A 17,608-nucleotide genomic window follows, 5' to 3' on the forward strand; every position below is an offset into this window, starting at 1 on the left:
AAATTGCGTCGCACCGGCAAAAAATCTCCATTCCTTTCGTGACGCGCGGGGTGTTTTGCGCTAGGGAACCCTGCTGAGGCTCGCAATGCGGCCCGAAAAAGCCCATATGTCAGCCGCGTCCACTCGAGGAATTGACCATGCCCGCATATCGCTCCCGAACCACCACCCACGGCCGAAACATGGCCGGTGCCCGCGGCCTCTGGCGCGCGACCGGCATGAAGGACACGGACTTCGGCAAGCCGATCATCGCGGTGGTGAACTCCTTCACCCAGTTCGTGCCCGGCCATGTGCACCTGAAGGACCTCGGCCAGCTCGTCGCCCGCGAGATCGAGAAGGCCGGCGGCGTCGCCAAGGAATTCAACACGATCGCCGTCGACGACGGCATCGCCATGGGCCATGACGGCATGCTCTATTCGCTGCCGAGCCGCGAGATCATCGCCGACTCGGTCGAGTACATGGTCAATGCGCACTGCGCCGACGCCATGGTCTGCATCTCGAACTGCGACAAGATCACGCCCGGCATGCTGAACGCCGCCATGCGCCTCAACATCCCCGCCGTCTTCGTTTCCGGTGGCCCGATGGAAGCCGGCAAGGTCGTCCTCCACGGCAAGACCCATGCGCTCGACCTCGTCGACGCCATGGTCGCCGCCGCCGACGACAAGATCTCCGACGAGGACGTCAAGGTCATCGAGCGCTCCGCCTGCCCGACCTGCGGCTCCTGCTCCGGCATGTTCACCGCCAATTCGATGAACTGTCTGACCGAAGCCCTCGGCCTGTCGCTGCCGGGCAATGGCTCCACGCTCGCGACCCATGCCGACCGCAGGCGCCTCTTCGTCGAGGCCGGCCACCTCATCGTCGATCTCGCCCGCCGCTACTACGAGCAGGAAGACGACAGCATCCTGCCGCGCTCGGTCGCCAACAAGAAGGCCTTCGAGAACGCCATGTCGCTCGACATCGCCATGGGCGGCTCGACCAACACGGTGCTGCATATCCTTGCGGCCGCCTATGAGGGCGGCATCGATTTCGATCTCGACGACATCGACGAACTGTCGCGCCGGGTGCCCTGCCTCTCCAAGGTCGCGCCGGCCAAGGCCGACGTGCACATGGAGGACGTGCACCGCGCCGGCGGCATCATGCGCATCCTCGGCGAGCTCGACCGCGGCGGCCTCATCCACCGCGACACGCCGACCGTGCATGCCGAAACGCTGGGCGACGCCATCGACCGCTGGGACATCACCCGCACCAGCAGCGAGACCGTGCGCACCTTCTTCCGCGCCGCGCCCGGCGGCATCCCAACCCAGGTCGCCTTCAGCCAGGAAGCACGCTGGGACGAGCTGGACACCGACGGCGAGAAAGGCGTCATCCGCTCCGTCGAGCATCCGTTCTCGAAGGATGGCGGCCTGGCCGTGCTCTCCGGCAACATCGCGCTCGACGGCTGCATCGTGAAGACGGCCGGCGTCGATGAATCGATCCTGAAGTTCTCCGGCCCCGCCGTCGTCTTCGAAAGCCAGGATGCGGCGGTGAAGGGCATTCTCGGCGGCGAGGTGAAGGCCGGCGACGTGGTCGTCATCCGCTACGAAGGCCCGAAGGGCGGCCCGGGCATGCAGGAAATGCTCTATCCGACGAGCTACCTGAAGTCGAAGGGCCTCGGCAAGGCCTGCGCGCTGATCACCGACGGGCGTTTTTCCGGCGGCACGTCCGGCCTTTCCATCGGCCATGCCTCGCCCGAAGCGGCGCAGGGCGGCGCGATCGGCCTCGTGCGTCAGGGCGACCTCATCGAGATCGACATCCCCAACCGCACGATCAACCTCGCCGTCCCGGAAGCGGAGCTCGCAGCGCGCCGCGCCGAGCAGGACAAACTCGGCTGGAAGCCGGCCGCCCCGCGCAGGCGCAACGTCACGACGGCACTGAAGGCCTATGCCGCCTTCGCCGCCAGTGCCGACAAGGGCGCCGTGCGCATCCTGCCGGAGTAAGAAGTTCGCCGGGCGCTGGACGTATCCGGCGCCCGGCCGATTCTCAAAGGTGGCGCGTCTCGGCCGGCGTGTTCCACCAGGCGTTGTTCCGCCCGTCAAAATACTGGACCGGCAGTTCCGCCAGTTCGCCCTGCTCGATGTCGTCCAGGCAGGCGACGTTTATCGAGACATAGGCCCCGCCGATCGCCTCGATATAGCCATGCCCGAAGGGCGAGACGCCGCAGGTCTTGCAGAAGCGGTGGCGCCCGCTCATCGTGCCGAACTGGTAGTCGCCAAGATCCGCCTCCTCGCATTGCAGGCGGAAGGCGTCCGGCTTGATCTGCGCGCCCCAATAGCGCTTCTTCGAGCAGATCGAGCAATTGCACCGACCCGTGCCGGCGGAGAGATCGATATCGGCCTCGTAGCGGATCTTTCCGCAGTGGCAGCTTCCCTTGTAGGTCCTCAACATGATGCTCTCCTCGCTTGCGCCAATGGCGTCTAAATGACAATATGCTGTCAAAGTCACTTTTCGCAGAATGACAGCATGTTGTCAATATGAGCTCCGACCGCACCCCCGCCGGCAATGCCTTCGCCGCCTTCGCCATCTCGGTCCTGCGCCTTGCCGGGCATTTGCAAACCGCTGGCGATGCGCTGGCCAAACCGGCCGGCCAGACGAGCGCCCGCTGGCAGGTGCTTGCCGCCGCCGACCATGCGCCGATGTCCGTCGCCGATGCCGGACGGGCGCTTGGCATGACACGGCAGGGCGTGCAGCGCGTCGCCGATCTCCTCGAAAGGGACGGTCTGATCGTCTATGCCGAAAACCCTGCCCACCAGCGCGCCAAGCTGATGGTTCTGACGGATGGCGGCAAGGCGGTGCTTGCCGCCATCCGGGCACGCCAGGCGGTGTGGGCGGATGCACTCGGCGAGGCGCTCGGCGAAAAGGGGCTGCTCCAGGCAACCGAAACCGTCATCGCCGCGTTACAGGCTGTCGAGAAACAGTCCATCCCGGAGCGGTGAAGGCGGCACGCGCTTTGACATGGGCAAGAAATGTTGATACCAACTCATTTGTCGAAAGCCCGCGAAAGAGGAGTTCCGAGCATGAGACCGAACCACGAGGTCGTATCCCGAAAGGAATGGCTGACTGCCCGCAAAGCGCTGCTGGCGCTTGAAAAGGAGGAGACGAAGCTGCGCGACAAGGTGCGCGCCGAACGCCTCGCGCTGCCCTGGGTCAAAGTCGACAAGACCTATACCTTCGACACGCCCGATGGCGAGAAGACGTTGGCCGACCTGTTCGATGGCCGCAGCCAGCTCATCGTCTACCACTTCATGTATGGTCCCGACTGGGATGCCGGATGCCCCGGCTGCTCCTTCATGGCGGACCATGTCGATGGCATGCTGCCGCATCTCAACAACCACGACGTCACGATGATCGCCGTCTCCCGCGCTCCGCTGGAGAAGCTTGAGGCCTACAGGAAGCGCATGGGCTGGAAATTCCCCTGGGTATCCGCCTATGGCAGCGATTTCAATTTCGACTATCATGTCTCCTTCACGAAGGAGGAGCTGGCAAGCGGCAAGGTCATCTACAATTACCGCGAGACGGACGCGGCCGATGCACATGACGAGCTTCCCGGCCTCAGCGCCTTCTTCAAGGACGGGGACGGCACCGTCTACCACACCTATTCCGACTATGCCCGCGGCGGCGAGGAGGCGCTCGGCACGCTCATGATCCTCGACCGTGCACCGAAGGGCCGCAACGAGACCGGCACGCTCAGCTTCGTCAAGCGCAAGGACGAATATGCAGGGGCGCAGAAGACATCATCCTGCTGCGACTGAACCCGCCGACCGAGAGAAGGCCAACCGAAAGAAGGGACCACCGCATGCACAAGGACTATGGCACGTTCTGCTGGTACGAGCTGATGACGCCGGATGTTCCGGCCGCCGAACGGTTCTACGCGTCGGTCGTCGGCTGGTCGATGCGCGATTCCGGCATGGAGGGCATGGACTACATCCTCGCCTATGCCGGCGAAAGCCAGGTGGCCGGCCTGATGACGCTGCCGGCGGAAGCAGAAGGCATGCCGCCGATGTGGATGGGCTACATCTTCACCGACCGGATCGAGGAGACGCTGCGGGACATCGAGGCCAATGGCGGGAAAATCTGTCGCCAGCCGCAGGACATCCCCGGCATCGGCCGCTTCGCCGCCGCGAGCGACCCGCACGGCGCCGTCTTCTCGCTCTTCTCCACCGAGGATGAAGGCCCCGACCGGCCCGCGATGATGACACCCGGCCACATCGGCTGGAACGAGCTGATGGCCGGCGATCTCGACAGCGCGTGGGACTTTTATGCCAGAACCTTCCGCTGGACGAAGGATACGGCCGTCGACATGTCAGACGCCGGCCTGGGCACCTACCAGACATTCGCCGTGCGCGGCGGCGACGCGATCGGCGGCATGATGACCAATCCTCCCGGCTCGCCCATGCCCTTCTGGGGCTATTATTTCGTCGTCAAAGGCCTCGATGCTGCCGGAAAGCGCGTGACGGACGGCGGCGGCCAGATCGTCATGGGCCCGATGGAGGTGCCCGGCGGCGCCTGGATCCTCAATTGCGTCGACCCTCAGGGCGCCTTTTTCTCGCTGGTCGCCATGGCGCGTTGATCGACGCAAGGCCGGGGTGCGCAGGTCCGCGCGCACCCCGTGCCATTCCCGCTTGCAATCTCTCTTCGCATTGCACAAACTCCCGTCGATGGCGGCAGAAGACCGTCACCGAGGGGAACAAGAGAGCGCATGTCGATCAAGGCCGGTATCTACCACCTCACCCATTACAAATACGACAACCCGGTCCGTCTCGGACCCCAGATCATCCGGCTGAAGCCGGCGGCGCATTCCAAGACCAAGGTCATCAGCCATTCGCTGAAGGTCTCGCCGGAAAACCACTTCGTGAACCTCCAGCAGGATCCCTACGGCAACTACCTCGCCCGCTACGTCTTCCCCGATCCGGTCACGGAACTGAAGATCGAGGTCGATCTCGTCGCCGACATGACGGTCTACAATCCGTTCGACTTCTTCGTGGAGGAGGAGGCGGAACACTGGCCCTTCGACTATCCGGAGGACCTGCGGGAAGACCTGAAGATCTACCGAACGCCCGAGCCGATGGGGCCTGCGCTGCAGGCCTTCATGGCGGGCGTCGACCGCTCGCGCCAGCGCACGGTGGACATGGTCGTCGGCCTCAACGCGCGCCTCCAGCAGCAGGTGGGCTACGTCATCCGCATGGAGCCGGGCGTGCAGACGCCGGAGGAGACGCTGACGACCGCAAGGGGCTCCTGCCGTGATTCGAGCTGGCTGCTCGTGCAGATCCTGCGCAATCTCGGCTTTGCCGCCCGCTTCGTCTCCGGCTATCTCATCCAGCTGACCCCGGACCTGAAGGCGCTCGACGGCCCCTCCGGCACCGAGGTCGATTTCACGGACCTGCATGCCTGGTGCGAGGTCTATATTCCCGGCGCCGGCTGGATCGGCCTCGACCCGACCTCGGGCCTTTTGACCGGCGAAAGCCACATCCCCCTCGCCGCGACCCCGCACTACCGCAACGCCGCCCCCATTTCCGGCGGCTATTTCGGCGTGGCGAACACCGAGTTCGACTTCGCCATGACGGTGGATCGCGTCGCCGAGCATCCGCGCATCACCAAACCCTTTTCCGACGAGAGCTGGGAGGCGCTGAACGCGCTCGGCCACGAGGTGGATTCGGTCCTCGCCGCAAACGACGTCCGCCTCACCATGGGCGGCGAGCCGACCTTCGTCTCCATCGACGATTTCGAATCCGACGAATGGAACACCGCCGCCGTCGGCCCGACCAAGCGGGAGAAGGCCGACCAGCTGATCCGTCGCCTGCGGGAGCGCTTCGCCCCCGGCGGCTTCCTGCATTACGGCCAGGGCAAATGGTATCCCGGCGAGAGCCTGCCGCGCTGGACCTTCTCGCTCTACTGGCGGCGCGACGGCAAGCCGATCTGGCAGAACCCGGAGCTGATCGCCGAGGAAGGTGGCGATTCGGGCGTCGGGGAAGCCGATGCAAAGGCCGTGCTCATCGGCATCGCCGAGGAGCTCGGCATCGAGCCGGACATGGTGCAGCCGGCCTATGAAGACCCCGCCGAATGGATCATCAAGGAAGGCAATCTTCCCGAAAATGTCGATCCGTCGAACTCGAAGCTCGAAGATCCGGAAGAGCGCAGCCGCATCGCCCGCGTCTTCGAACGCGGCCTCACCACGCCGACCGGCCATATCCTGCCGGTCCAGGCGTGGAACGCCCGCGCGGGCGACCGGCGCTGGATCAGCGAAAGATGGCGCACGCGCCGCGGCAAGATCTTTCTCGTGCCCGGCGACAGCCCCGTCGGCTACCGCCTGCCGCTCGGCGCCCTGCCCTATCTTTCGCCCTCCAGCTACCCCTACATCAACCCGGCCGACCCTTCCGAAGACAAACCGCCGCTGCCGGATTATTCCAAACCCGGCCGCACGATGGCCGCGGCCTCGTTCCAGGCAAGCGAGGCCGGGCAGGACCGCATCGAGCAGGTCCGCAGCGAAATCGTCGGCGCGGTGCGCACGGCGATGAGCGTCGAGGCGCGCGACGGCCGGCTCTCGATCTTCATGCCGCCCGTCGAGCGGCTCGAGGACTATCTCGATCTCGTGACCGCCGCCGAGCGGGCTGCCGACCGGCTCGGCCTGCCCGTCCATATCGAAGGCTACGCCCCGCCGCAGGATGAGCGCCTCAACGTCATTCGCGTCGCGCCCGATCCCGGCGTCATCGAGGTCAACATCCATCCCGCCTCCGGCTGGCAGGACTGCGTCGACATCACCAGCGCCGTCTACGAGGAGGCGCGCCAGTCCCGCCTCGGCGCCGACAAATTCATGATCGACGGCCGCCACACCGGCACCGGCGGCGGCAACCATGTGGTCGTCGGCGGCAGGAACCCGAACAACAGCCCGTTCCTGCGCCGCCCGGACCTCCTGAAGAGCCTCGTGCTGCACTGGCAGCGCCATCCCTCGCTCTCCTACCTGTTCTCGGGCCTCTTCATCGGCCCGACCAGCCAGGCCCCGCGCATCGACGAGGCCCGGCACGATTCGCTCTATGAGCTGGAGATCGCGCTCGCGCAGGTGCCTGCGCCGGGCGAGGGCGTTCCCCCGCTGCCCTGGCTCGTCGACAGGTTGTTCCGCAACCTCCTGACCGACGTCACGGGCAACACGCATCGCTCGGAGATCTGCATCGACAAGCTGTTCTCGCCGGACGGACCGACCGGCCGGCTCGGCCTCGTCGAATTCCGCGGCTTCGAAATGCCGCCGAACGCCCGCATGAGCCTTGCCCAGCAATTGCTGATCCGCGCGCTCATCGCCAGGTTCTGGCTGAACCCGGCCAAGGGGAGCTTCGTGCGCTGGGGCACCACGCTGCACGACCGCTTCATGCTGCCGCATTACGTCTGGCAGGATTTTCTCGACGTCATCGCCGACCTCAAGGCGAATGGCTTCGACCTCAGGCCCGAATGGTTTTCCGCCCAGCTCGAATTCCGCTTCCCCTTCTGCGGCGAGGTCGAGTACGAAGGCGCGAACCTTGAGGTGCGCCAGGCGCTGGAACCCTGGCATGTCATGGGCGAGCAGGGCGCGATCGGCGGCACCGTGCGCTATGTCGATTCGTCCGTCGAACGGCTGCAGGTAAAGCTGGAGACCACCAATCCGGAGCGCTACACCGTTGCCTGCAACGGCCGGCCCTTGCCGCTGAAGCAGACCGGCACGAAGGGCGTTTCCGTCGCGGGCGTGCGCTACAAGGCCTGGCAGCCGGCCTCGGGCCTGCATCCGGTGCTGCCCGTCAACACACCGCTTACTTTCGACATTTATGATACATGGTCGCGGCGGGCGATCGGGGGATGCATTTACCACGTTGCCCATCCGGGTGGACGCAACTATGACACCTTCCCGGTCAACGGCAACGAGGCCGAGGCGCGCCGGCTGGCGCGGTTCGAGCCCTGGGGGCACAGGACGGGCGGCTATACGCTGTGGCCGGAAACACCGTCGGCGGATTTCCCGCTGACGCTGGATCTGCGCCGGCCGCCCGGCATCTGACCTCCGTTAGGAGTGAATGGATTGAAAACCACGAGTGCGGAGGCGGAACGCAGGACGGCCGAGGCGGCGCGCATCTATGCCCCGTTTCCTGGCGTGGCCGACGAGATGGTCGGCACCGAGGGCGTGGTCCGCCCCGTCTGGCGGCATTTCCTGAACGCGCTCGGACGCATGGACGAGGCCGACCTTGCCGGCCGTTTCGCCCGTGCCGACCGCTACCTGCGCGATGCCGGCGTCTTCTACCGCGCCTATGGCAAGGAGGCGGGCAGCGACCGTGCCTGGCCGCTCTCGCACATTCCGGTGCTGATCGACGAAGCCGAGTGGGAAACCCTCTCGCGCGGCCTCATCCAGCGCGCCGAGCTGCTGGAAGCCGTCGTCGCCGACATCTATGGCAAGAACGAGCTCGTCGCGAACGGCCTGCTGCCTCCCGCGCTTGTCGCCTCCAACAGCGAGTTCCTGCGCCCGCTCGTCGGCGTGCATCCCGCCGGCCGGCATTTCCTGCATTTCGTCTCCTTCGAGATCGGCCGCGGGCCCGACGGCAACTGGTGGGTGCTTTCCGACCGCACGCAGGCCCCCTCCGGCGCCGGCTTCGCGCTGGAGAACCGCGTGGCGACGACCCGCGCCTTCTCCGACGTCTATGCGGAAACCCATGTCCACCGCCTCGCCGGTTTCTTCGGCGCCTTCCGCACCACGCTGCAGGCCAACAAATCGGCCGAGGACCGCATCGCCGTCCTGACGCCGGGCCTTGCCAACGAGACCTATTTCGAACACGCCTACATCGCCCGCTATCTCGGTTTCATGCTGCTGGAGGGCGAGGACCTGACGGTCGTCGGCGGCAGGGTCATGGTGCGCACCGTCGCGGGCCTCAAGCCCATCGGCGTGCTGTGGCGACGGCTCGACGCCGCCTTCGCCGATCCGCTGGAACTGAACCAGAACTCGCATATCGGCACGCCCGGCATGGTCGAGGCGCTGCGCGCCGGCTCCGTCACCTTCGTCAACGCGCTCGGCGCCGGCATCGTCGAGACCCGTGCCTTCCTCGCCTTCCTGCCGAACATCTGTCGCCAGCTGCTCGGCGAGGACCAACTCCTGCCGTCCGTGGCCACCTGGTGGTGCGGCCAGAAGGACGAGCGGGAACACGTCGCGGCCCATATCGAGCGCATGGTCATCGGCCCCGCCTATTCGACCCGCCCCTTCTTCGACGACAACGAACAGTCCGTGCTCGGCTCGACGCTGCGCGACACTGCCAAGCAATCGATTGCCGAGTGGCTGGCGAGCGATGGCGCAAAGCTGGTCGGCCAGGAGGCCGTCACGCTCTCCACCACGCCCGCCTTCGTCGACGGCAAGCTCGTGCCGCGGCCGATGTCGCTGCGCGTCTTCGCCGCCCGCACGCGCGACGGCTGGCAGATCATGCCCGGCGGCTTCGCTCGCATCGGCGCCGGCGACAATGTGGCGGCCATCGCCATGCAGAAAGGCGGCTCGGCCGCCGATGTCTGGATCGTCAGCCAGAAGCCCGTCGAGCGCACCTCGCTGCTGCCCGCCGAAGAGGTCTTCATCCGCAACATGCCCGGCAGCCTGCCGAGCCGCGCGGCCGACAACCTCTTCTGGCTCGGCCGCTACATCGAGCGGGCGGAAGGGGCCTTGCGCATCCTGCGCGCCTGGCACGGCCGCTACGCCGAATATGCCAATCCCGAGCAGCCGCTGCTGAAGGACGTCACCGACTATCTGGAAGCGCTCGACATCGACACGTCGGAGGCCGTGCCGACGAGCCTCATCCGCAACATCGACAGCGCAGTCTTCTCCGCCAGCAATATCCGCGACCGCTTCTCGCCGGATGGCTGGCTGGCGCTGAACGACCTGTCGAAGACAGCCCGCCGTTTCCATGTCAATGTCCAGGCCGGCGACGACGCGACGCGCGCCATGACCGTCCTGTTGCGCAAGCTCGCGGGCTTCGCCGGTCTCGTGCACGAAAACATGTACCGCTTCACCGGCTGGCGTTTCCTCTCCATCGGCCGCTATCTCGAACGCGGCCTGCACATGACGCGCCTGCTCGGCCACATGTCCGGCGAGGATGCGCCCGATGGCGCGCTCGACATGCTGCTGGAGATCGGCGACAGCGTCATGACCCACCGCCGCCGCTATAATGTCGCGACCGCGCGCCTCACCGTCACGGACCTCCTCGCGCTCGACCCGCTCAACCCGCGCTCGATCCTCTACCAGCTGAACGAGATCAAGAACGAAGTCGAGCAGCTGCCGAACGCCTATGCCAACGGCCAGATGTCGCCCTTCTACCGCGAGGCGATGCGGCTGCATGCGGGGCTCGCGGTGATGACGCCGGAAACGATGACGGACGCGGTCTACAAGCGCTTCGAGACGGAACTCGAGAAGCTGTCCGACATTCTTGCGCAAACCTATCTGAGCTGAGCGAGGGGGAGGCGCCGAAACCATGCTCTACGACGTCAACCTCCATATCAGCTACCTCTACGACACGCCGGTTTCCGGCGGGCGGCATATCGTGCGCGTGCTGCCGCTGTCGATCGGCGGGCGCCAGCGGCTGATTGCCGGCACGGTCGGCGTCACGCCGGGTCCCGGTGAGCGGGTCGACCACACCGACTTCTTCGAAAACCCGATGAGCGCCATCCTCTTCCGCAACGCGCATGAGCGGCTCGACATCCGCATGCAGGCGCGCGTGCATGTCGACATGCCGGAGCCGGCCGCCGACTTCTCCCCGCGCGTCGCGGACCTGCCGGAGGATATCGCGAACTACTGGTCGCTCGATGCCGGCTCGCCGCACCACTATACAGGGCCGAGCCCGCGGCTAAAGGATTGCCCTGAAATCACCGAATACGCCCGGTCCATCGTCAAGCCGGACATGACGATCCGGGCCATCGCGACGGCCATCTGCGCGCGCATCCACAAGGACTTCACCTACGACCCGAAGGCCACCAATGTCGACACGACCCCGCGCGAGGCCTTCAAGCTGAAACGCGGCGTCTGCCAGGATTTCAGCCATGTGATGATCGTGGCGCTGCGCAGCCTCGGCATCCCCGCCGGCTATGTCAGCGGATTCCTTCGCACCATTCCGCCGCCGGGCAAGGAACGGCTGGAGGGGGCGGACGCCATGCATGCCTGGGTGCGCTACTGGTGCGGCCGGGTGAACGGCTGGATGGAACTCGACCCGACCAACAACATCCCCGCCGGCACCGACCATATCGTCGTCGCCTGTGGCCGCGACTATGCCGACGTCGCCCCCGTCATCGGCGTCCTGAAGGGCTACGGCCAGCACAAGACGAACCAGGCCGTCGACGTCATCCCGGTGCGCCAGACGGCATGAAATCCCGTTTGGAAACAGTCGGAAAGGCCGGATTTTCGGGGTCCGCGCAATTTTACGAAAACTATACCACGCGCCCGAACCGTTAAATAACACTTCGCTGCTAGCGTCGCCCCACATTATGAAGATGGTGGGTGAACTCTCATGACGAAGAACACGGAAAGAAAGACCTGGATCTCCCGCCTCCGGCGTGACCGCGGCGGCAATTTCGGCATGATGACGGCGCTCGTCTTCCCGGTCATGCTGGCAGCCGGCGGTGTCGCCATGGACCTGACCAGCATGGTGCTGGCGAAGGCCGAACTGCAGGACGCGACCGATGCGGCGGCACTTGCCGCCGCCTCCGCCATGGCCAATGACGGCATGCTGGCCTCGGACGCCAAGCTCCTGGCCTTGTCGTTCATCAAAACGCAAATGGCGGGCGGCGCCGCCGTGGACGGTAGCGAAAAGGATCCGTCCGGGGACGATGACGCTGCCGATATCGGCGCCAACAGCGAAGTGCTCATAACCGAAGAAGCGACAGCGGGAACCGGCAAGTCCTTCAAGATCGAAGTGACGTCCAGCCGAAAGATTTACTTCACACCCTTTACCCGGCTGCTCGGCCAGGAATCAGCGACGCTGACGACAAAGAGCTTCGCCGAGAGCGCGACCGAATCCAAGAACGCGCTTTCGATGTATCTCGTCCTGGACAAATCCGGCTCGATGCTCGCGAACACCACGGAGAAGAACACCTCCGTCAACAGCTGCTATCAATATGACGACACTGGACGGTTGATAAAGAACAACCCGATCAGCCCCTGCTACATCAAGAAGATCGAAGCATTGAAGCTGGCGGCGGCAAGCCTCTTCACCCAGCTCAATGCTGCCGACCCGAATACGAAGTTCGTGCGAACAGGAACGGTGTCGTACAATATTGAAATGTCGACGGCCTACAACCTCGCCTGGGGCACGACGGCATCGCTCACCCAGGTCAACGCCCTCTCCGCCGGCGGCGGGACGAGTTCCAGCGACGCCATGGCCGCAGCCTACAACAAGCTCAACGCATCGACTGAAAACACCGAGCACAAGAAGAAAAACGGCCAGGTACCGACCAAGTACATCATCCTGATGACGGATGGTAACAACAACTACACCGCCGATGACACCACGACGAAGCAAACCTGCACCAAGGCGAAAGCCGCCGGAATGGTCGTTTATGGCGTGGCCTTCATGGCGCCGACCCGCGGCCAGCAGCTGCTGCAGGCCTGCGTGAGCTCGCCGGAGAACTACTTCGCCGCAGAGCGCATGGACGAGCTGGTCGCTGCGTTCAAGGCCATCGGCGAACGCGCATCGGCAGTTGTGTCCCGCTTGACCCGTTAAGCACAAAAGCCCTCCCGACAACGAACCCGCTGTGCCGGCACAGCGGGTTTTTTAGCATATTCAACGTGTTTCAGGCATGTCGAAAATGCATGCGGCCCTTCTTGAAAAGCATGTTGCAAGCGCTTCGGATAGATGCATAAATTGATTTAAACGCGACTTTCGCGAGAACAGACGCACAGAATGCGAGGGGGCAAAGTTCGCCGATGATGAACCGGGTTACCAACAACGATCTCGCCCCGGCCCTCCGATCGTCGGATCGCGAACAGCTCGCGACGGAACTCCTGGAGCGCCTCAAATACCGTATCGGCAAGGACCCGAAAGTCGCCAAGCCGCATGACTGGCTGACGGCGGCCATCCTCGTCGCGCGTGACCGCATCACCGACAAGTGGATGGATTCCACCCGCCGGACCTATTCGACGGGTGCGAAGCGGGTCTACTACCTCTCGCTCGAATTCCTCATCGGCCGCCTGATGCGCGACGCCATGACGAATATCGGCATCATGGACGAGATGCGCCACGCGCTCGCCTCGCTCGGCGTCGATCTCGACATCATCGCCGAGCTGGAGCCGGATGCCGCCCTCGGCAATGGCGGCCTCGGGCGCCTTGCCGCCTGTTTCATGGAGAGCATGGCGACCGTCGATGTGCCGGCCTATGGCTACGGCATCCGCTACGTGCACGGTCTCTTCCGCCAGCAGATGGCGGACGGCTGGCAGGTGGAACTGCCGGAAACCTGGCTCGCCCACGGCAATCCCTGGGAATTCGAGCGGCGCGAGAGCTCCTACGAGATCGGCTTCGGTGGCTCCGTCGAGACGATCAATATCGGCGAGGACAAGCAGCGCTTCGTCTGGAAGCCGGCCGAGCGCGTCATCGCGACGGCCTATGACACGCCGGCCGTCGGCTGGCGGGCCAAGCGCGTCAACACGCTGCGCCTGTGGGCCGCCAACCCGATCGATCCGATCCTGCTCGACGCCTTCAATGCCGGCGACCATATCGGCGCGCTGCGCGAGAGCAACAAGGCGGAAAGCCTGACGCGCGTCCTCTATCCGGCCGACGCCACCTCCGCCGGCCAGGAGCTTCGCCTCAGGCAGGAGTTCTTCTTCTGCTCCGCCTCGCTGCAGGACATCCTGCGCCGTCACCTGCAGCAATATCCGGATTTCTCCTCGCTGCCGGATGCCGTGGCGATCCAGCTCAACGATACGCACCCGGCCATTTCCGTAGCCGAACTGGTGCGCCTGCTCACCGACGTGCACGGCATCGCGTTCGACGTCGCCTGGGACATCGCCCACCGCACCTTCTCCTACACCAACCACACGCTGCTGCCGGAAGCGCTGGAAAGCTGGCCCGTGCCTCTGCTCGAGCGGCTGCTGCCGCGCCACATGCAGATCGTCTACGCGATCAACGCCAAGATCCTCGTCGAGGCGCGCAAGGAGAAGGGTTTCGAGGACCAGCGCATCCGCAACATCTCGCTGATCGAGGAATCGGGCGAGCGGCGCGTGCGCATGGGCAACCTCGCCTTCGTCGGCTCGCACTCGATCAACGGCGTCTCGGCGCTGCATACCGAATTGATGAAGGAAACGGTCTTCGCCGACCTGCACAATCTCTATCCGGACCGCATCAACAACAAGACCAACGGCATTACGCCGCGCCGCTGGCTGATGCAGTGCAATCCGGGTCTCTTCAACCTGATCCGCGAAGCGATCGGCGATGCCTTCATGGACGACGCCGAAGCGCTGAAGGCACTCGACGCCTTTGCCGACAACCGGGATTTCCAGGAGCGTTTCGCCGCGATCAAGCGGGAGAACAAGAACCGCCTCGCCAATCTCGTCGGCAGCCGCATGGGCGTCAGGATCGACCCCGCCGCGATGTTCGACATCCAGATCAAGCGCATCCACGAATACAAGCGCCAGCTGCTCAACATCATCGAGGCCGTGGCGCTCTACGACCAGATCCGCTCGCATCCCGAACTCGACTGGGTCCCCCGCGTAAAACTCTTCGCGGGCAAGGCGGCACCGAGCTACCACAATGCCAAGCTGATCATCAAGCTCGCCAACGACGTGGCCAAGGTGATCAACAACGATCCGGCCGTGCGCGGCCTGCTCAAGGTCGTCTTCGTGCCGAACTACAATGTCTCGCTCGCCGAGATCATGGTGCCTGCCGCCGACCTCTCGGAACAGATTTCCACCGCCGGCATGGAAGCGTCCGGAACCGGCAACATGAAGTTCGCGTTGAACGGGGCGCTGACGATCGGCACGCTCGACGGGGCCAATGTCGAGATGCGCGACCATGTGGGCGAGGAGAACATCGTGATCTTCGGCATGACGGCGGAGGAAGTGGCGAAGGTCAGGGCCGAAGGGCACAATCCGCGCGCCATCATCGAGCAGTCGAAGGAGCTGTCGCAGGCGCTCGCCGCGATCTCCTCGGGCGTCTTCTCGCCCGATGACCGCAACCGTTTCGCCGGTCTCGTCGACGGTCTCTACAATCACGACTGGTTCATGGTGGCGGCCGATTTCGACGCCTACGCCAAGGCCCAGCGCGATGTCGACGCCATATGGACCGACAAGGCATCCTGGTACTCCAAGACCATCCGCAACACGGCCCGCATGGGCTGGTTCTCGTCCGACCGCACCATCCGCCAATACGCCAAGGAAATCTGGAGAGCTTGATGACCGCATCGCCAAAAACAGGCACGACGGGTGGGCCGTCAGAGCTTCTGGCGAAGGCGGACATCGACGCGATCTTGGAGAGCCGGCACTGGGACCCGTTCGCCGTGCTCGGCCTGCATGCGGCCGGCGAGGGCTATGTCGCCCGCTGCTTCCTGCCCGGCGCGGCTGAGGTGACCGCCGAGACACTCTCCGGCAAGGAGATCGGCGAGCTGACGCAGGTCGATCCGGCCGGCATCTTCGCCGGCGAGGTCTCCGTCAAGAAGCTCCAGCCGATCCGCTACCGCGCCAGAAATGACGGCGGCGAGTGGGTGGTGATCGACCCCTATTCCTTCGGCCCGGTGCTCGGCCCGATGGACGACTACTACATCCGCGAGGGTTCGCACCTTCGCCTCTTCGACAAGCTCGGCGCCCATCCGATGACGCTCGACGGCATCGAGGGGTTCCACTTCGCCGTCTGGGCGCCGAATGCCAAGCGGGTCTCCATCGTCGGCAATTTCAACAATTGGGACGGCCGGCTGAATGCGATGCGGCTGCGCCGCGACACCGGCATCTGGGAAATCTTCCTGCCCGGCATCACCATCGGCCATGCCTACAAATACGAGATCGTCGGCATCAACGGCGAGGTCCTGCCGCTGAAGGCCGACCCCTTTGCCCGCCGCTCGGAGCTGCGCCCCGCCAACGCCTCCATGACGACAGGGCCGATCGACCAGACCTGGGAAGACGCGGCGCACCTTGCGCACTGGGCCGCAGCCGACGCCCGCCGCCAGCCGATCTCGATCTACGAGGTGCATGCCGGCTCCTGGCAGAAGAACGACAATGGCGACTTCCTCACCTGGGACGAGCTGGCGAGCCGTCTGATCCCCTATTGCGTCGACATGGGCTTCACCCATATCGAGTTCCTGCCGATCACCGAATACCCCTTCGACCCCTCCTGGGGCTACCAGACGACCGGCCTCTATTCGCCGACCGCCCGCTTCGGCGAGCCGGAAGGTTTTGCCCGCTTCGTCAACGGCTGCCACAAGGTGGGCATCGGCGTCATCCTCGACTGGGTGCCGGCGCATTTTCCGATCGATGCGCACGGCCTGCGCCATTTCGACGGCACCGCGCTCTACGAGCACGAGGATCCGCGGCAAGGCTTTCACCCGGACTGGAACACCGCGATCTACAATTTCGGCCGCGCCGAGGTTCTGGCCTACCTCATCAACAACGCGCTCTACTGGGCGGAGAAGTTCCATCTCGACGGCCTGCGCGTCGACGCGGTCGCCTCGATGCTCTATCTCGACTATTCGCGCAAGCACGGCGAGTGGGTGCCGAACGAATATGGCGGCAACGAGAACCTGGAGGCCGTGCGCTTCCTGCAATCGATGAACAGCCATGTCTATGCCGCCCATCCCGGCATCCTGACCATCGCGGAGGAATCGACCTCCTGGCCGAAGGTTTCGGCGCCGGTGCATGACGGCGGCCTCGGCTTCGGCTTCAAGTGGAACATGGGCTTCATGCACGACACGCTGCAATACCTGTCGCGCGAGCCGGTGCACCGCAAGTTCCACCACAACGACATGACCTTCGGCCTCATCTATGCCTTCACGGAGAACTTCGTTCTGCCGCTCAGCCATGACGAGGTCGTGCATGGCAAGGGCTCGCTGATCGCCAAGATGGCGGGCGACGACTGGCAGAAATTCGCGAACCTGCGCGCCTATTACGGCTTCATGTGGGGCTATCCCGGCAAGAAGCTGCTCTTCATGGGCCAGGAATTCGCGCAATGGCAGGAATGGAGCGAGGCGCGCGCCCTCGACTGGAACCTGCTCGAATATCCGCTGCACGAGGGCATGCGCCGGCTGGTGCGGGATCTCAACGGCACCTACCGCCGCAAGGCGGCGCTGCATGCGCGCGACTGCGAGGGCGACGGCTTCGAATGGCTGATCGCCGACGACCGGGAGAATTCTGTCTTCGCCTGGCTGCGCAAGGCACCGGGCGAGAAGCCGATCGCCGTCGTCACCAACTTCACCCCCGTCTACCGCGAGAACTACGGCGTCCCGCTGCCGGTGGAGGGCCGCTGGCGGGAAATCCTCAACACCGACGCCGAGATCTACGGCGGCAGCGGCAAGGGCAATGGCGGCGCGGTGCAGGCCAAGAAAAACGCAAATGGAAGAATAGCAGCCACGATCACCCTGCCGCCCCTGGCGACGCTGATGCTCGAGCTGGACGCATAAT

11 protein-coding genes are annotated in these 17,608 nt (G+C 64.9%); 10 read left to right on the forward strand and 1 reads right to left on the reverse strand.

Annotated features, from left to right (window positions below; all coding sequences use genetic code 11):
• Nucleotides 1-137: 137 nt before the first annotated feature.
• Nucleotides 138-1,973 (forward strand): dihydroxy-acid dehydratase, encoded by a 1,836-nt coding sequence (gene ilvD / locus WMC41_RS16920; protein ID WP_272806550.1) that lies wholly within the window; start codon nucleotides 138-140, stop codon nucleotides 1,971-1,973.
• Between the two features lie 43 nt (nucleotides 1,974-2,016).
• Here ilvD and WMC41_RS16925 read toward each other — a convergent pair whose 3' ends face one another.
• The gene (locus WMC41_RS16925; protein ID WP_432344989.1) at nucleotides 2,017-2,421 is read right to left on the reverse strand and encodes a GFA family protein; all 405 of its coding nucleotides are present in this window, start codon (nucleotides 2,419-2,421) and stop codon (nucleotides 2,017-2,019) included.
• An 86-nt stretch (nucleotides 2,422-2,507) separates the two neighbouring features.
• Between WMC41_RS16925 and WMC41_RS16930 the strand changes: the two genes are divergently transcribed.
• The 9 genes from WMC41_RS16930 (at nucleotide 2,508) to glgB (ending at nucleotide 17,607) form a co-directional block, all read left to right on the forward strand.
• A complete protein-coding gene (locus WMC41_RS16930) occupies nucleotides 2,508-2,969 on the forward strand; it encodes a MarR family winged helix-turn-helix transcriptional regulator (protein ID WP_244768262.1) in 462 nt (153 codons plus the stop codon).
• An 81-nt stretch (nucleotides 2,970-3,050) separates the two neighbouring features.
• Nucleotides 3,051-3,785, forward strand: a complete 735-nt coding sequence (locus WMC41_RS16935) for a DUF899 domain-containing protein (RefSeq protein WP_272806552.1) — start codon at nucleotides 3,051-3,053, stop codon at nucleotides 3,783-3,785.
• 44 nt (nucleotides 3,786-3,829) lie between these two features.
• Nucleotides 3,830-4,603: a VOC family protein gene (locus WMC41_RS16940; RefSeq protein ID WP_432344993.1), complete on the forward strand. Its 774-nt coding sequence runs from the start codon at nucleotides 3,830-3,832 to the stop codon at nucleotides 4,601-4,603.
• A gap of 129 nt (nucleotides 4,604-4,732) precedes the next feature.
• Nucleotides 4,733-8,050 carry a DUF2126 domain-containing protein gene (locus WMC41_RS16945; protein WP_432344996.1) on the forward strand — a complete coding sequence of 1,106 codons (3,318 nt, stop codon included), beginning with the start codon at nucleotides 4,733-4,735 and terminating at the stop codon, nucleotides 8,048-8,050.
• A 21-nt stretch (nucleotides 8,051-8,071) separates the two neighbouring features.
• On the forward strand, nucleotides 8,072-10,468 hold the full coding sequence (locus tag WMC41_RS16950) for a circularly permuted type 2 ATP-grasp protein (protein ID WP_280531078.1): 2,397 nt from the start codon (nucleotides 8,072-8,074) through the stop codon (nucleotides 10,466-10,468).
• Between the two features lie 22 nt (nucleotides 10,469-10,490).
• On the forward strand, nucleotides 10,491-11,378 hold the full coding sequence (locus tag WMC41_RS16955; RefSeq protein WP_432344999.1) for a transglutaminase family protein: 888 nt from the start codon (nucleotides 10,491-10,493) through the stop codon (nucleotides 11,376-11,378).
• Nucleotides 11,379-11,519: 141 nt separating this feature from the next.
• Nucleotides 11,520-12,731, forward strand: coding sequence for a vWA domain-containing protein (locus tag WMC41_RS16960; RefSeq protein ID WP_432345002.1), 1,212 nt, complete (start codon nucleotides 11,520-11,522; stop codon nucleotides 12,729-12,731).
• Nucleotides 12,732-12,934: 203 nt separating this feature from the next.
• Nucleotides 12,935-15,394 carry a glycogen/starch/alpha-glucan phosphorylase gene (locus WMC41_RS16965; protein ID WP_244768256.1) on the forward strand — a complete coding sequence of 820 codons (2,460 nt, stop codon included), beginning with the start codon at nucleotides 12,935-12,937 and terminating at the stop codon, nucleotides 15,392-15,394.
• On the forward strand, nucleotides 15,394-17,607 hold the full coding sequence (glgB, locus tag WMC41_RS16970) for a 1,4-alpha-glucan branching protein GlgB (protein ID WP_432345004.1): 2,214 nt from the start codon (nucleotides 15,394-15,396) through the stop codon (nucleotides 17,605-17,607). Before WMC41_RS16965 ends, glgB begins: the two co-directional genes overlap by 1 nt.
• Nucleotide 17,608: the final 1 nt, after the last annotated feature.

Origin of the sequence: Shinella yambaruensis (assembly GCF_050859155.1) — a bacterium.
Classification (GTDB): domain Bacteria; phylum Pseudomonadota; class Alphaproteobacteria; order Rhizobiales; family Rhizobiaceae; genus Shinella; species Shinella yambaruensis.

Bases quoted from the DNA above. Each gene is read 5' to 3' on its own strand.
- WMC41_RS16965 (WP_244768256.1), top strand. From the start codon at position 12,935: ATGATGAACCGGGTTACCAACAACGATCTCGCCCCGGCCCTCCGATCG.
- WMC41_RS16935 (WP_272806552.1), top strand. From the start codon at position 3,051: ATGAGACCGAACCACGAGGTCGTATCCCGAAAGGAATGGCTGACTGCC.
- WMC41_RS16960 (WP_432345002.1), top strand. From the start codon at position 11,520: ATGACGAAGAACACGGAAAGAAAGACCTGGATCTCCCGCCTCCGGCGT.
- WMC41_RS16940 (WP_432344993.1), top strand. From the start codon at position 3,830: ATGCACAAGGACTATGGCACGTTCTGCTGGTACGAGCTGATGACGCCG.
- ilvD (WP_272806550.1), top strand. From the start codon at position 138: ATGCCCGCATATCGCTCCCGAACCACCACCCACGGCCGAAACATGGCC.
- WMC41_RS16930 (WP_244768262.1), top strand. From the start codon at position 2,508: ATGAGCTCCGACCGCACCCCCGCCGGCAATGCCTTCGCCGCCTTCGCC.
- WMC41_RS16955 (WP_432344999.1), top strand. From the start codon at position 10,491: ATGCTCTACGACGTCAACCTCCATATCAGCTACCTCTACGACACGCCG.
- glgB (WP_432345004.1), top strand. From the start codon at position 15,394: ATGACCGCATCGCCAAAAACAGGCACGACGGGTGGGCCGTCAGAGCTT.
- WMC41_RS16925 (WP_432344989.1), bottom strand. From the start codon at position 2,421: ATGTTGAGGACCTACAAGGGAAGCTGCCACTGCGGAAAGATCCGCTAC.
- WMC41_RS16945 (WP_432344996.1), top strand. From the start codon at position 4,733: ATGTCGATCAAGGCCGGTATCTACCACCTCACCCATTACAAATACGAC.